Origin of the sequence: Methanocaldococcus fervens AG86, assembly GCF_000023985.1 — an archaeon.
GTDB lineage: Archaea > AGJL01 > Methanococci > Methanococcales > Methanocaldococcaceae > Methanocaldococcus > Methanocaldococcus fervens.
In genome coordinates, this window is sequence record NC_013156.1 from 1,352,015 (window position 1) to 1,367,759 (window position 15,745).

At 31.8% G+C, this 15,745-nt stretch carries 16 protein-coding genes; 4 read left to right on the forward strand and 12 right to left on the reverse strand.

What is annotated here, in order from left to right:
* The 5 genes from MEFER_RS07295 to cas6 form a co-directional block, all read right to left on the reverse strand.
* Complete coding sequence (locus MEFER_RS07295) at positions 1-2,364, reverse strand: CRISPR-associated helicase/endonuclease Cas3 (RefSeq protein WP_015791977.1); 2,364 nt, start codon at positions 2,362-2,364, stop codon at positions 1-3.
* Entirely contained in the window at positions 2,364-3,140 is a 777-nt protein-coding gene (cas5, locus tag MEFER_RS07300; RefSeq protein ID WP_015791978.1) for a CRISPR-associated protein Cas5, read from the reverse strand. The genes MEFER_RS07295 and cas5 overlap by 1 nt, the downstream gene beginning before the upstream one ends.
* Before the next feature lie 12 nt (positions 3,141-3,152).
* Positions 3,153-4,058 (reverse strand): type I-B CRISPR-associated protein Cas7/Cst2/DevR, encoded by a 906-nt coding sequence (gene cas7i, locus MEFER_RS07305; RefSeq protein WP_015791979.1) that lies wholly within the window; start codon positions 4,056-4,058, stop codon positions 3,153-3,155.
* Positions 4,059-5,621 (reverse strand): hypothetical protein, encoded by a 1,563-nt coding sequence (locus MEFER_RS07310; RefSeq protein ID WP_015791980.1) that lies wholly within the window; start codon positions 5,619-5,621, stop codon positions 4,059-4,061.
* Between the two features lie 135 nt (positions 5,622-5,756).
* Positions 5,757-6,467 (reverse strand): CRISPR-associated endoribonuclease Cas6, encoded by a 711-nt coding sequence (gene cas6, locus MEFER_RS07315; protein ID WP_015791981.1) that lies wholly within the window; start codon positions 6,465-6,467, stop codon positions 5,757-5,759.
* A 68-nt stretch (positions 6,468-6,535) separates the two neighbouring features.
* On the opposite strand from cas6, the gene MEFER_RS07320 reads away from it, so the two are divergent.
* Positions 6,536-7,528 carry a phosphatase PAP2 family protein gene (locus MEFER_RS07320; RefSeq protein ID WP_015791982.1) on the forward strand — a complete coding sequence of 331 codons (993 nt, stop codon included), beginning with the start codon at positions 6,536-6,538 and terminating at the stop codon, positions 7,526-7,528.
* A 32-nt stretch (positions 7,529-7,560) separates the two neighbouring features.
* On the opposite strand, the gene MEFER_RS07325 is transcribed toward MEFER_RS07320, so the two are convergent.
* From MEFER_RS07325 to ftsZ, 4 genes are all read right to left on the reverse strand, one after another.
* Positions 7,561-8,046, reverse strand: coding sequence for a 50S ribosomal protein L11 (locus tag MEFER_RS07325; RefSeq protein WP_015791983.1), 486 nt, complete (start codon positions 8,044-8,046; stop codon positions 7,561-7,563).
* Between the two features lie 95 nt (positions 8,047-8,141).
* Positions 8,142-8,585, reverse strand: a complete 444-nt coding sequence (locus MEFER_RS07330; protein WP_015791984.1) for a transcription elongation factor Spt5 — start codon at positions 8,583-8,585, stop codon at positions 8,142-8,144.
* A 91-nt stretch (positions 8,586-8,676) separates the two neighbouring features.
* Complete coding sequence (locus tag MEFER_RS07335) at positions 8,677-8,892, reverse strand: protein translocase SEC61 complex subunit gamma (protein ID WP_048056374.1); 216 nt, start codon at positions 8,890-8,892, stop codon at positions 8,677-8,679.
* Positions 8,893-8,899: 7 nt separating this feature from the next.
* The gene (ftsZ, locus tag MEFER_RS07340; protein WP_015791986.1) at positions 8,900-9,994 is read right to left on the reverse strand and encodes a cell division protein FtsZ; all 1,095 of its coding nucleotides are present in this window, start codon (positions 9,992-9,994) and stop codon (positions 8,900-8,902) included.
* Positions 9,995-10,232: 238 nt separating this feature from the next.
* Between ftsZ and MEFER_RS07345 the strand changes: the two genes are divergently transcribed.
* Positions 10,233-11,342: a DNA topoisomerase IV subunit A gene (locus tag MEFER_RS07345; RefSeq protein WP_015791987.1), complete on the forward strand. Its 1,110-nt coding sequence runs from the start codon at positions 10,233-10,235 to the stop codon at positions 11,340-11,342.
* A 24-nt stretch (positions 11,343-11,366) separates the two neighbouring features.
* Here the strand turns inward: MEFER_RS07345 and MEFER_RS07350 are convergent, their stop codons facing one another.
* Entirely contained in the window at positions 11,367-11,591 is a 225-nt protein-coding gene (locus MEFER_RS07350) for a hypothetical protein (protein ID WP_048056375.1), read from the reverse strand.
* Between the two features lie 342 nt (positions 11,592-11,933).
* Here MEFER_RS07350 and MEFER_RS07360 point away from each other — a divergent pair, with 342 nt between their 5' ends.
* On the forward strand, positions 11,934-12,605 hold the full coding sequence (locus MEFER_RS07360) for a tyrosine-type recombinase/integrase (protein ID WP_015791990.1): 672 nt from the start codon (positions 11,934-11,936) through the stop codon (positions 12,603-12,605).
* Entirely contained in the window at positions 12,598-13,104 is a 507-nt protein-coding gene (locus MEFER_RS07365; RefSeq protein ID WP_015791991.1) for a hypothetical protein, read from the forward strand. Before MEFER_RS07360 ends, MEFER_RS07365 begins: the two co-directional genes overlap by 8 nt.
* A 251-nt stretch (positions 13,105-13,355) precedes the next feature.
* Here MEFER_RS07365 and MEFER_RS07370 read toward each other — a convergent pair whose 3' ends face one another.
* Entirely contained in the window at positions 13,356-14,774 is a 1,419-nt protein-coding gene (locus tag MEFER_RS07370) for a TrkH family potassium uptake protein (RefSeq protein WP_015791992.1), read from the reverse strand.
* Positions 14,775-14,800: 26 nt separating this feature from the next.
* Positions 14,801-15,733 carry a 2-phosphoglycerate kinase gene (locus tag MEFER_RS07375; RefSeq protein ID WP_015791993.1) on the reverse strand — a complete coding sequence of 311 codons (933 nt, stop codon included), beginning with the start codon at positions 15,731-15,733 and terminating at the stop codon, positions 14,801-14,803.
* Positions 15,734-15,745 lie beyond the last annotated feature (12 nt).

The window sequence follows — 15,745 nt, forward strand, 5'->3', positions numbered from 1 at the left end:
CTATAGGATGTCTTCAAACTCCTCTTCCTCTTTGTAGTCAAATCCTATTTCATAATTATATTTAAATGAGCAAATTATATATTTTCTTGTTCTCCTACCAACTCTTTTTTCATAAGGGTAGAAGTGTATCATCCCCTCTTCATTTTTCATTTCATTTAAAATTAAATAGGCTGGGATTTTTGCCATATACTCTGCTTTCAGAGAATCTTCTCCTAATTCATCAAAATAAACTTGAGGAACTACTTCAATCTTCATAAATTTATCATCTCTAACTTTAAAGAATCTTCCTTCTTCATCAATTGTTGATATATCTGTCCAATGCCTTCCAAATAATATTGCCTCATCAAAAAATAACTTTAAATCACTTGGAATGCTCAAATTATAATCTTTATAAACGTTATCAACGAAATCCTTGATATCTCTATAATTCAGAGGTTTTTCATAAAATTTTATATAATTAATTGTTTTTTCTACCAATTCTTTGCTATATGGTAAGTGTTTATATGGCAAGAATATTTTTAGCTTATATTCTTTTCCATTCTCTTTCCAATTCCTTCCTTTTCTGTGCAATCTCCCAGCCCTCTGTCCAAGTGCATCTGGTGGAGATAACTCAGAATACATAACATCGACGGACATATCAAGAGAGATTTCAATAACCTGAGTAGCAACAATAACATAAGGTTTATTTTGATTTTTTCTCATCTCTTCCAAAGTAAAAATCTCATCTTCTTTTTTAACTCTATCTCTATATGCAAATTGAGAATGGTAGAGAATTGCTGGGACTTTATCTTTTATTGCCTTATAAAATTCCTTCGCCCTTTCAACGGTATTTAAGATAATCGCTTGAGATACTCCTTTTTTATAATTCTCTATTATTTCATTGATTATGTATCCATCAACCTTCCATTCACCATTTTCTTTCCAAATTAAGTGATTCTCTAAATATTCAAGTTTAAAAGGTTTGTAATTTAACCCTTCTTCATCAACTACAATCTCATAACCTTCAAGCTTGTTCATTAAAAAGCTTGGTAGTGTTCCACTCATAAGTAGATGAGGAATATCCATTCTCTTTAAAATATCAAAAAGAGTTAATAAATGCTCTAATGTGTATTTCTCATAGTAGTGGACTTCATCAAAGATTATAACTGAATTTTGAATGTTCCCCAAAGCAAAATCTGCCTGAGAAAATCCATGGACAAAAGAGTATATAACATGGTCAATGGTAGTTATCGTTATTGGCTTAAAGAATACATTACCTTTAAAGTTTTCGTCTCTAATCTCCTCTAAATCTTCCTCATCATCTATTTCTTTTGAGTCTTTTAGTTTTATAAAGCTCTTTCCATGGAATAAACCAACATTTTCCTCTCCAAAAATCTTTATCAATCTATCATACATTGCATTGCTTGTTACTTGCGTAGGCATTGCTAGGATGATTTTGTTTCTTTTAAAGTTTTTTAATGCATTTAATGCCCAAAGTAATGCTCCCTCTGTTTTACCCCTCCCACAAGGAGCAAACAATATCACAAACTTATTTTTTGAGTTATAAAGTTCTTTTTGGAATTTATATGGCTCATAACCTTTTAATATAAGTGATATCGGATTTTTAATATCTAACGTTGGAACATAAATCTCTAGATTCTCTAAAACATCTTCAAAAGTCCCTTCCTTGTCTTTTGCATATTCACTGAAATTTAAACTTGCAAAATCATCACACAATTGAAGAATAGCAAACATGAATGAAAATATTGATTTTAATTTTATTTTTTCATCAAAACTTAGTGATTTAATATAATTATTTGTCTCTATCCAATATTTCCTCCTTAATTTGTGTAGTTCTAAAGGTTTTGCATCTTTTGGAATCTCATTTATCTTCAACTCCTCAAACTCAAAAAACTTTGAAAATCCAAGAGATTCATAGGCATCCTTGGAATTTTTTATAAATTCTTTGATTTCCTCTATTAAAAAAGTTCCTTTTTTGTATTGTTGATAATCAGCATATAAATTATTATAGAGTTGTGTATGATGAGATAGAATAGCAAAAACTTCAATTGGAATATCGAACAAATAATCAAACTCAATACTATCAATAATCGGAAGGGCATAAAGTGGATGCGGATGTTTATTACTCCTTTTGCCTTTTATTATATTATTTTGGAACTCCTCAGTTATCTTTCCAATATCATGCAAATAAATGGTGAAAAAAGTATTTTTTATAAATTTTTCGGTCGGAATTTGCCATCTATTACAGAAATTATCAACTACATCAAAATTTCTCTCTAAATATTCTTTATAGATTCTTAATGCATCGTAGGTATGTCCTTTCAATGTCTGAAATGCATTACCTTCCCTTTTGGCAAGAATCATTAAAACACCCTAATAAACTCATCTCCAAAGTCCCAAGCTTTTAAAGGTTTTTCAGTTGAATATGGAAACTTTCTTGGGATAGAGACGAGTTTATATTCAGAATAAACCTCTTTTAACTTGCCTTTCTTGTCTTTTACTGGAATAAACCTATATGGTAGTTTTTCAAGTATGCAGTTTTCATGAATTCCATCTAAGATACTATTTATCTCATTTTCTTCGACTTCTTTTACTTTAACCGGCTTAAATACTTCAATATCTACCAAATCATCAGATGTTCCAAGATATAAAGGTCTCTCTGGACTTTTTAAGGCATAATAAATCTTTTTTATTTTCTTCTCTTCTCCCACAAGATAAATCCAATACTTTGGCATTATTAGAAATTCCCTATGCATCGGTGAAGAAGGAAATGCCCTTTCATAAATCATCTTCTCCACTTTTACGAGATTCTCTTTTCCACAGTTTGGACATTTTTTTGGCTTTGAATCAGCTATTTTCTCAAATCTACAATTTTCACATCTATAACATGACTTTCTTGAAATCATCTTTAAGAATTTAGCCATCTCTCTACCAATCTCTATTTTGCCTTCAACTCTCATCCCAATCTTAAACCAATTTTGTATCTCGAATGAATCTCTCGGCATTCCTAAGGCATTGGCTATTAATCCTCTAATTGCCGTAAAAGGAGGAAGTTTATAAGTTAAAGATAAAGAGGTTGTAACTGGCTTCCTAAAACTTACAAAGTATATTCCCTCGCATCTAAACTTCAACCCCCACATAGAAACACCGATTTATAAGTTAATTTCCTCTAAATAACTCAATGCATCTTTTATTGCCTCATGAGGAGCTTTAACTTTTATATTTAAATCTTCAAATATATTTTTAACTTCTTCCTCATTCTCAAAGAGGCATGGGATAAGTCCAGCAAATATTTTTGGTGAATACTCTGAAACATCATTAAGAATTGCCTTTAACAACTCAACATTTATTGTATTAGCTTTCAAATCTATTGCCTTTTGCAATCTATGGGAGTATTTATCTTGGAATGCAATTATTATAAAGTCTGGTGTGAAATCAGTTAATAACCTTGCCTGCTTTGAGTAATCTGACAAATATCTTAGAGATTCAATAACCTTTGAAATCCTATTTTTACGCTCTTCATCATTTACGCAGTAATCAATTTTAACAGTTCCATTTTCAATCTTCTCCTCTCCTCCAACCCTTTTAACATCAATGGCAATCCCTACCTTATAGATATTAACTCCAATTTCAACATTTACTATGTCCCCCTCTGATTTTTCTCCTCCTCTATATCTTCTTGTTAAGAAATCAACTGCTGAGTTTTCATCAAATGGCAATAGTCCTATCGCTGGAGACACTTTAACTGGTGAGACTCTTGTTCTTGCTCCAACATCCTTCTCTGGCTTCATGAATCCAAAGAGGTCGCATCCTATACAGTTTTTTATATCTCCACAAGTTTCTCCTTTATCATCTGGGACGCACATAAATTCATTTTCATTCAAATTCCTTCTAATTGCCTCTTTTATATAGTATCTCATTGCCTGTCCTGAAACGTAAGGATATTCAATTCCATTTTTCTTAAATTTCTTGACATCAATAAAGTTGCTCTCCCCTTCCCCAGAATTTAAGTTTGTTAAATCAGTTTTTGATAACCAAACTATCTCTATGCCTTTCATCTAATCCCCTCCCTTTTTCAATTTTTTGATAGCAAGATACATGGATGAGTAGATAACTAACAAATCCCTAATCTCCTTCCAGATTTTTTCATGTTCTTTAACCATAACTACAAGTTCATCTATTGCAGTTGGTTTTATTTCTCTAAGCTCTTCTTTTTCCATTCCAGCCATTTTTCTTGATATTTCTCTTAAAACACTCCAAAACTCATCAATAGTCCTAACTTTATCAAGTTTATACAATAGAGAGGAATTTGCAAGAGATATTTTTGCAATAATATTCCCAACACTTTTTATTATATCCAATTTCTCCTTAGGAATTCCCATATTTACCAACCTCCATAAGTAGATGAGTTCATCTAAGATTTGATAAGCATCTGATGATAAGATAACGAAACCCCCTTTTCTTGGCATCAACTGCTTTGAGAAAGTTCTAAAGTCATCTATTAGTAGAGATTTTGCTAAATTCTCCTTAATTTCAGTAGTTATATTCCAATCAGTAACAAATCCTTTGTTGGTCTTCTTTTTGAAGTATATTCCCTTTATCATATTGGTATATATCAGATATCCGTTTTCTATTAACTTACTTATCACCTCTAAGATTCCTTTATCAACATTTATCGTCTCAAATTTGACATTTTTAACTTTACCTAATGGGATGTGTAATACTCCCCAATTATTGCATAATACTTCACTCATCTTTACATTAAAAATGAATTTCTCATAAAATGCCAATAATGTTGTATATTCTCCAAATGTTTCTTCAAAATCGTCAGAATTAGGTTTTTTAAGTAGATTTCCATATCTTCCTGAAATATTTAGAATCCCTGCGTGTAGTGTTTCTTCTTTAAACTTGTTAAGCTTAGTTAAGCTTTCAAATATTGGAAGGAATAAAAATGTTTTGTTTTCTTTTGATGATGTGTGATATATTAGCCCTTCGTCAGTCCATTCCAGAACTCCCAACAAATAACACATTAAACATAGATTTTTATGATATTCTGGAAGAGATTTGATTGTTCTAATTCCACTTAAGCTTTTATTCTTCGTTACAAATGGATAAATTGCTTGTTTTAATGTATAACTTTTTTTATATCTGCCTCCACACATTATACAGATTTTATTCCCTTTTTTACTTTCTTTTAGCTCATCCAATATTTTAGGAAGTTTATTCCAGTCAAATACATCCTCTTTTAATTTTACAGCTCCGTATTCTTTTTTACCTTCTTGAAGTAAAATAAAGTCCTTCTTAATCTCTTTTGGAACTTTTGCCTTTTTATCTTCTCCTATTACAATCATATTCCTATATTTATGTTTTATCTGCTGAACTAATGCATTTTTAAACTTTTCAAAGTCATTAAATTCAAAGATTAGTTTATCATTGCTCAATGCGACATTAAAATCCTCATTATCTATCTTTTTTAGAACTCTATAAAAGTTTTCTAATGCATTGTCCATCCACACATCATAGTAAATTGGAACTTCAAATATAAAACTTTTAGATTTTTTATATCTTTTATTTTCTACATTACTTTGGTCTATAAAATTATCAAGCGTTATAACTGACATACCCCCACCAAGTTGATAAATATTTTGAGTTATATATACTTTAAAATTCAGTTTATGGTTAAACACATATATAAATATGACGATAAAATTTTAATTTACATAAGTAAAGTGACTTAAAAAATAAAAAATAAAAAATTATTCAATATTCACAACCATTCCAAAGCCCATGCTATTCTTCTCCCCAAAACCACACTCATAACCAAATTTTATCAAATCATAATCTCCCCATACTTTAAACACCATTTCAGAACATCTGCAGTAAATTCCTTTTATATTCATCCTCTTAGGTCTAAATTTCAAGACCTCAAATTCAAAGTCCATATCACATTTTTCATTATAAAATGCTTCATATTTCTTTTTTAAGTTATTTTTTAAGTTTTCATAAAATTTTGAATTGTTTGGAAGTAAATCATAATTTTTCAACCCCTCCTCAGTTTCAATCATAGTTTTTAAGTATATTGGAGAAAGCGTCTTCAAAACATTAAATCTCTTTGGAATTGGTAAAACCTTGGCCTTTCTTATAAGAAACTCTGTATTTCCAACTCTTAGCTCTCCATCTTCTAAAAGTCCTTCAACAAAATTTTCTATAAATTCAGTTTTTGGAGATGATATGTAGAGATATGCCTTTCCATCTATTGTTTCTATTCCTTCCTTTTTAATAACTCTCCTTTTTATCTGCAGTAAAGAGAAAGTAAAGAACTTAAATTTTTGATAGCTATGTAATCTTTTAGCATATTCAGGATTTGCTGAGTGGATTTTTTTATATATGGCTGAGGCTAAGTAGTATTGATGATTGTAAGGAATTGTTGTGAATTTGTCAGTTTGCAGCTCTAATTCAATCCTCATTATCCCCCTCATAAAAGATTTAAATAGAATAACATTAACTACTTTAGGTATATTTATGGTGGGTATTTATGGATTTATATTCAATGGCTGAGTATCTTGTAATGCATTATGGTTATATCGGGTTGTTCATAATATCATTTACAGAGGCATTTATACAGCCAATTCCTCCAGATGTGTTTATAATTGGAGCTTCATACTTTGGATTAAATCCAATAATCTCGGCTATTGTAGCTACTATAGGCACGACTTTAGGAGGATTATTTGGCTACTTTTTAGGTGATAAGTTAGGGCATCCAATATTTGTAAAACTTTTTGGAGAGAGATATTTGCATAAAGGGGAGGAGTTTTTTAACAAATATGGGGTTTTTGGAGTGTTTATTGCTGGCATCTCCCCATTGCCATATAAGGTTATCGCATGGCTTTCAGGTATTTTTGAAATGCATAAATTATGGTTTACAATTGGAACTATAGTTGGCAGATTTCCACGATTTTTGACAGTTGCATATTTTGGAGGTATTTTGGGAAATAATAAATTAAATGATATTAATATTTGGCTTTTTTATTTGATAAACTCGCATTACAACCAAATACTCGATATAATCATGCCAATCATCTCAAAAATAACCTATCCATTAATTGCTATAGTTTCTATAATCCTATTCCTAAAAAATAGAAAATTTTGGGTAAAGCTAATTTTTATCTTATTTTTAGCTTTTGTGATTGCCTATTCATTGAAATATTTGATACATGAGCCAAGACCTTATTTTGTTTTAGATAATATACATCTTTTATGCTATGAAGGGAATGAGCCAAGTTTTCCAAGTGGGCACACAACTTTGGCATTTGCATTATCAACAGCTTTATTATTTTATTCAAGAAAAATAGGAGCAATATTTTTAATTTGGGCAATTCTTGTAGCTTATAGTAGAGTTTATGTTGGAGTTCATTATCCATTTGATGTGTTTGCTGGAGCTGTTATTGGTATAGCTTGTGGATATCTAACGACCGTTGATATATATAAAATAATGAATAAATGTAAAAAACATACAAAAGATTATTAAAAATTAAAAATGAAAAAGAATTTAGAAGAAATTTATTCTTCTTTAAAGTATTCGTCATAAACTCCAGCATCGATTTCTTTTTGAACTTCTTTAGGGTCTTTTCCTTCAACTGTAACTCCCATTGAACCGCAGGTTCCTAAAACTTCTTTTACAGCGTTCTTTAAAGTGTATGATAACATAGAGTCCATTTTCATCTTAGCTATTTTAATAACTTGCTCTAATGTTAAGTTTCCAACAATTTCGTGTCTTGGTTCATGGGCAGCTGTTTCAATTCCCAATTCTTTTTTGATTAAAGCAGTTGTTGGAGGAATACCAACCTCAATCTCAAACTTTCTTGTTTCTGTATCAACTATAACCTTAACTGGAACCTGCATTCCTTCATAGTCTTTTGTTTTTTCATTAATCTCTTTAACAACCTGCATGACATTAATTCCTAAAGGACCAATAGCTGGACCCAATGGTGGTCCTGCTGTTGCTCTACCTCCGGTAACTAATACCTCTACAACCTCCTTAGCCATAATATTCACCTCAATATTGGGAGTGTTTCAGTGAGAAATATAACGTGTAGATAAAATTAATGCATTAGGTATATAAAGTTATGCCTTACGTTTAGTTAATCCTTATGCTTTGAAATGATTTTAACACCTTCAACAGATAAGGTTATTGGTATAGGAACAGTGGCATTTTCAAGTTCCAATGTAACTTCTTCCTTATTTTTATCAACTCTAATAACCTTTGCCCTTTCTCCTTTAAAAGGTCCAGCGATAATCTCAACAACATCTCCTTTTTCAATATTTTCAATAATTTTCTTTGGAGTTAATAATGGTTCTATTTCCTCAATAGCAACGGTTCCTGGAACAATTCCTCTAACTCTTGGCATTCCTTTTATTAATTCTTCAACATCTCCCTTTGATTCAGCTTCAACCAACACATACCCTTTTAAAGATTCTGAGGCTAATATTGAGTAAACATCTAACTGCTCCTTCTCAGCTCTACTTGCCATTAATCCTGCTATATTCTTTTCCTGACCAACCATTGTTCTAACTGCAAAAATCATAGTCCCACCTATAGATTTTAAAAAATAAAAAAGATAAAATAAAAAAAGTTTCTGAAATATTAAAATTTCATTATATAAAAAATTATTTAAATTATGCGGTTGGAGGTTTTAACAGACCTTTAATGTATGTTGCTGGAACGTGGATTATGTATCCAATAATTCCGAGTAAAGAAATTCCTAAAGCTGTTGTTTTAGCGACAGCCAAATATTCATCTTTTGTAGGCTTTTTTAAAACTAACCAAACCCTTCTACATTCTTCAATGAATTCTTTAAGTTGTTCCATCTTTTGATTTAAATTTTCCATCATATCCCCTTTAGATTTTTGGGATATTTAATAAATCGGTTTTCTTCCTCTTAAGTCCTGTTTCTCCAAATTCTACTCTTGACTGAACTCCAGTAACAACTAATAAGGCTCTTACAGTATTTTCTAAGTTTTCATCTATTGTGGCTCCCCATATTATTGTAGCGTTAGGGTCTAATCTTGAAGAAACTGTAGCAACAACATCTTTTGCCTCATCCAATGTTAAATCTTCAGGACCCATTATGTGGATTAAAGCTCCAGTAGCTCCATCTATATCAACATCTAATAATGGGGAGTTTAACGCCATGTTAACAGCTTCCTTAGCTCTCTTCTCGCTATCGCTCTCTCCAATACCTATCATTGCCAAGCCTCCATTGCTCATAACAGCCTTAACATCAGCAAAGTCAACGTTAATCAATCCATCTTTGGTAATCAACTCAACTAACCCTTTTACAGAGTTGATTAAAACTTCATCAGCTACTTTAAACGCTACTTTTAATGGCATGTTTGGAACTATTTCAAATAATCTTTCGTTTGGAATAACAACCAATGTATCAGTATTTTGCTTCAGCTTTTCTAAACCTTCCATTGCATTCTTCATTCTAACTTTTCCTTCCATGGCAAATGGTAATGTAACTACAGCAACTGTTAAAGCTCCTATTTTTTTAGATATCTCAGCCACAACAGGGGCTGAACCAGTTCCAGTTCCTCCACCTAAACCACAAGTGATAAATACCATATCCGAGTCTTGGATTGCTGCTTTAATCTCTTCAGCACTTTCTTTTGCAGCCTCTTCGCCAATCTTTGGATTTCCTCCAGCCCCTAAACCTCTTGTTAATTTTTTACCAATTAAAATCTTTTTATCTGCTTTTGTTCTAATTAATTGCTGAGCGTCTGTATTTAGGGCAATGGTTTTAGCTCCTTCTATACCCTCTAATGTTAATCTTGTGATTGTGTTGTTTCCAGCTCCACCACAACCAACTACTGTAATTCTTGCTTTAGTTTGCTGTAAATATTCCAGTAACTCCTTATCTTCTGGAGATAATTCTAATTCATTAAATTCTTCAAATCCTTCTCCTTCTTCTAAAACATTTTTTAAGAATTTCACGTTATGACCTCCGTAAAATTGTTTATCCCTCGATGATAAATATAAGCTTAAGATAACTGCGACCTAAATAATTATATATGGACATTAATTATATAGTATTTCCCTACGCAAGTATTGCTGAGTTTTACAATAATTATTATTCAATTTTAAAATTAGGTATAAAAATTTATTGGTTATGATGCTTTCATAATAAAAATAATTATGGATAGGATATATTAAAACTTATTTGGTGAGTGTTATGGTTAAGCTTCCTGCTATATCAAAAAAACCAAGGGAAATTGCAAAACAAAAAATTATTGAACTTGCTAAAAAGATGTATGAGGATTTAATGAAGGGTAAAAGACCAAAAATAACCATGCCAATTAGAAGTTTATCCAACGCGATGTTTGATAAAGAGAAGGGTTCATTTACATTAGTGGGTAAAGAAAAGGCAAGAACATTAACTGTAAATCAAGCAAAGATTTTTGCACAAACAACAAAGATGTTAGAATTCGCTAAGCAGTTATTGGAAACAAATGACTTCTCAACACTAAGGGAAGCTTATTACGTTTCAAAAAACTGGGGAGAGGCAAGATTTGATGACCAGCAAGCATCAAACAACGTTATTGAGGATTTAGAAGCTGCTTTAGGTGTGTTAAGAGAGCATTTAGGATTTATCCCTGAAGAAGATGGTTCTTCAGTAGTTGGGCCGTTAAAAATTATTGAAGAAACACCAGAAGGAGAGCTTGTTGTTGATTGTACAAAATTGGGAACTGGGGCTTATAACATCCCTAATGATGTAACAAAATTGAATCTTGAGACAGATGCAGATTTTGTTTTGGCAATAGAGACATCTGGTATGTTTGCAAGGTTAAATGCGGAGAGATTTTGGGATAAACATAACTGCATATTGGTTTCATTAAAAGGGGTTCCGGCAAGGGCTACAAGGAGGTTTATAAAGAGGCTTTACGAAGAACATGAACTACCTGTTTTGGTATTTACTGACGGAGATCCTTACGGGTATCTAAACATTTACAGAACGTTAAAAGTTGGGAGTGGAAAGGCAATACACTTAGCTGACAAGCTGTCAATTCCTGCAGCAAGGTTGATTGGCGTTACCCCACAAGATATTGTTGATTACGATTTGCCTACTCATCCATTGAAAGAGCAGGATATTAAGAGGATAAAGGATGGGTTAAAGAACGATGACTTCGTAAGAAGCTTCCCAGAATGGCAGAAAGCTCTAAAACAAATGCTCGATATGGGAGTTAGGGCGGAGCAACAGTCTTTAGCTAAGTATGGTTTAAAGTATGTCGTTGATACATACTTACCTGAAAAAATCAAGGATGAGAGCACATGGCTACCATAAATTTTATTTTTAAAATAAATGACATCAATGTTCAATCACTACAAACTCATCAACAGCTTTACCAAATCTCCTATTCAGATGAATCACATGTGCACTCCCACAGACAATGGCAACAACATCATGTTTTTTCAACTCATTTTCAATCTTTTCCTCCATAGTCATGCAGTAAATTGGTTTCTTCTCATAACAATCATGAAAGCTCAACGTGTTATCAACAACATCTTCATAAAACTCTTTTGGAAGCGTCAACTTACAACCAGAGAAACAAAACTTTGGAATCTTCAACCTTTTGAGGCTTCAATGAACGCAGTCCATTGGTCCCTCATCTTCCTGGATATCAGAATTCTGAAGTTACATTCTAATAGAACAGCGTCTGGCTTATAGGAAAAAGCTTTCTTCATCTTTGCTTTTGTTAGTTTAGAATCTTCTTTATGGTTGGTAGCTACTATAGTCAACATTTTCAAGTCACCACCTCAAAGTGAACAGTTAGTCAACGATTTCACTGAAGAGTTTTTTAAATAAAATTATTAATAATGAATTTATCAACCTATTTTTAAATAAAATTTTACAGAGTATGTTAATTGTGGTAGCATGAACTTATGGGATTGGAACTTATTAACTATAAATGAAACTAAAAAAACGCCAAAAGGTTCTTGGGATATGGGGATTGACTACGAGCAAACTTATAAAATGTTTAGAGAGGAATTACAAAAAATAAAAAGCAAAAAAATCCTTTACAAAGACGATTATAAGAAAATTGCATACTTGATAACTTATCTTTTACAATTAAGGAATGGTTGTAGGATTTGGGAGGCCATTTCGGGAATGATAAACATAGCAATTAATTTAGATAATTTTGACTGGAATGAGAGGATAATTGTTAGGGTTAGAACTCAAAAAAGGAAGGACTTAGAGTTTAGGGAAATAATTCTCCCAAAATTTATAACAAAAGAAGATATAGAATTAGTAAAATCCATTTTCATAAACATTAAAAAAGAAATAGATGAAAAATCCACTTTAGAAGAGAAATTAGCAGTAAAGAAGAAGATTGTTAAGAGGTTTGGAGCATGGCTTTATAAAAATTATAAAATTAACACCCACTCTCTAAGGTATGCCTACATAACCTATTTGGGTAAGAGAGGAATTCCAGCACAGGTTTTAGCAAAAATTACCAAACACAAAAATCAAAATTACATCACATACTATACCCAAAATGTTTTAGCTAAGGAGATTTTAACCAATTATGGGGATTTGGATGATTGAAGTTAAAATTTCAAAAATTCCAACGTGGGAGGAGGTTGAGGAGATTGTAAAATTGAGAAAAAAGGATTTGGTTTTATTAAAATTGCCAAAATCTGTTTTTGAGCATCCAAAAATGGTTTATAAGTTGGAGTATTTGAAAAATAATGGTGTTTTTGTTGAGGTTGAGAATGCTAAGAGGGGGAGGAAGAGGAGGGTTACTGATGAGATGGTTAAAAAAATTCATGAGTTGATTGTTAATGGTTGTTCGATTAGAGAGACTGCAAAGATTTTAAATCTTGGCAAGTCTACTGTTTGGGATTATGCTAAGGATTGTATTGGAGAGTTGAAGAGGGAGTATTTGAAGAGGTTGATTTGGGAGTATAAAGAACACTTAATTAAAAATGGTAAATACACTCCAAGTGTTCAGTTGTTGTTTTTAGAGTTGGAGGCTTGTGTTGATGTAGATTTGGAGATGGCAAAGAATATTTTGAAAGAGATAATAAATCATGCTAAAAATTAATAATTTGGATTCAGCTATTTTTAAGAATTTATATATAACAATTTTATAATATTATTTTATATTCAATCTTTCAAATTAATTGATTTTATGTCAATATCTGTCCGGAAATTTTTAACCAAAGTTGGACTTTGGTTTGAAAGTCTAACATTGCCCAAACAACAAAACACTAACGTCAAAACACACACTAAAAAACAAAAAATAAATCCCCATCACTTTTGTAATCCAGTGGAATGAAGTGTTTAAAAAAAGAATTATCTGCTTTTGCAAATCCTCCTAATTTTCAAATATAATGTTGCCAATAAAACAAGCACTGGAATTATTTCTAATCTACCAATCCACATGCCTATAATTCCAGCTATTTTTCCAATTATTGGAGTTTCTAAAGTAACAACTCCTAAAGACATACCAATATTTGAAGTAAATGAAACTGCATCAAATATTGCATTATAAGGGCTATATCCTAAATAAATTAGCGTTAAAGCTATTAAAAACGATGAAAAGCTGTATAGAAAGAATACAATAAATGCCTCCCTAATTATACTATAATTTAAATCAAGATTCTCAAGATGCTCATGAATAACTGCAGATTTTGGATAGATAATTTCCTTTATCTCATACCAAAGGGCTTTTAATATAACCAAAAATCTGATTATCTTAACCCCCCCAGTTGTTGTTCCAGCTCCACCACCAATCAGCATTAAGAAGATAATTAAAAGTAATGAAAGATTTGAGAGATTTCCAATATTTATTGTTGTAAAGCCAGTTGAAGTCATTGCTGAAACTACCGTAAAGAGAGAGTCAATTATTGGAACGTTATCTTTTATTGAAATGATTATTGAAGTTATAATTATAACAATTAAGGCATATCTCGTTTGAATATCACTAAAATATTTTCCAGTTAGTATCCTATGGTGTATAGAGAAGGATACAACCCCCCCAACCATCATTATTCCAATCATAATAAGTTTTGCAAAATCGTTATATGGAAAGCTGTAATTGCTTATACTCATTCCTCCAGTGCAAATACCAGTCATCGTTAAATTTAACGCCTCCCAAAAACTTAACCCAGCTAAATAAAGCAAAAGAATTCCCAAAATAGTGTATAGAATATAAATCCACACAATTGTCTTTATCGTTCCCATGGCACTTGGCATTATCCTTTCCTGCCTAGCCTCTGATGCATATAAAAGATATGCAACAGTTCCAGATCTTGCTAAAACGAGGGCTGATAAAACTAATATCCCAACCCCTCCAATCCACTGCTGAAAACTCCTCCAAAACAAAACAGATTTTGGCAAAACTTCAACATTTGGTATTAAGGTCATTCCAGTTGTAGTCCAGGCAGACATGCTTTCATAAACTCCATCAATGTAGGAAAAATAGGGTATTGATAAGTATAGAGGAATAGCTCCTATAAGTGAAGCTATAAGCCAAGCTAATGCGGAAGCTATCATGGTGTGATGTAATTTTAAATTCTGATGTTTTGTAACTTTTTTTAAAATAAACCCAAAAATTGTAAAAAATACCCCTGGAATTAAAAAATTGAAAAGAGTGTTTTCGTTATAGTATATGGAAACTATGCAAGGAACTAACGTAAATAATCCAAGGATTTGTATTATTCCCCCAAGTATGTGTAAAATCCCTTCAACATCTTTCTTTTTAATTGCCATGAGTATTTCACCTTAAAATAAAAAAGCTATGCTTCTTCCTCTAACATATCCTCTTCACTCAACCCCTCCAGCTCAACCATTGTTTTTAATCTTTCAGTAATTATATTTAGGCAGTTATCAACTGTCTTACTAATCTTTATATTTTCAACTACAGGAATTCCTTTCTTTTTTGCAGTCTCAACCATGTAATCATTTATCATCCTAATTATTTTAAAGTATTTCAAATATCTCTCAGTAGGCCTGCTTGAAACCCTTCCTCTTGCGTAGAACCTCATTTTATGTAATTTCTCATCATATATTGTTAGCATAATAAAAACAACATTTGGATTTTCTAAATATTTATCTTTTAAAAGGGTTGGAATTAGGTGAGTTCCTTCCATGATTACACTCTGTCCTTCAATTAAACACCTGTCTATAACCCCCTCCACCCCAGTTAACACAGCTTCAGAATGCCTTTCAAACCCTTTAATGTATATGTTTCCATCCTCATTTTCCCTCAACACCTTCCAGGCAGTGTAACTCGATTCGTAAAGAGTTGGGATAAGTTCTCTTGATATAACCTTTCTCATAACTTCCCTTATTGAATCAGTTCCTATAACGCTTGGAATTCCTAATCTTGAAGCAATTTCAAATGCAATGGTTGATGTTCCAACTCCGCTTGCCCCTCCGATTAAAATAACTATCGGTCTTCTACCTAAAACCATTCTCCATAGTAAATACTTTTTAGCAACTTCATCATAATTTTTTGAAATTAAATAGTAATAAACTCTCCTCCTCAAATCAGATTTATCAATAACCTTAATATTCTCTTTTTTTAGCATTTCATATATATCCCAAGCTATTCTATAAGCAATACTTGGTTTTAATCCAGCAGCTGTTAATGACCTCGCCAAAATACCCTTTGAAAACGGCATTTCATAGGATTTTCCCCTCACGATTATATCATTCTGTAAATCCATCGTTCCACCGAT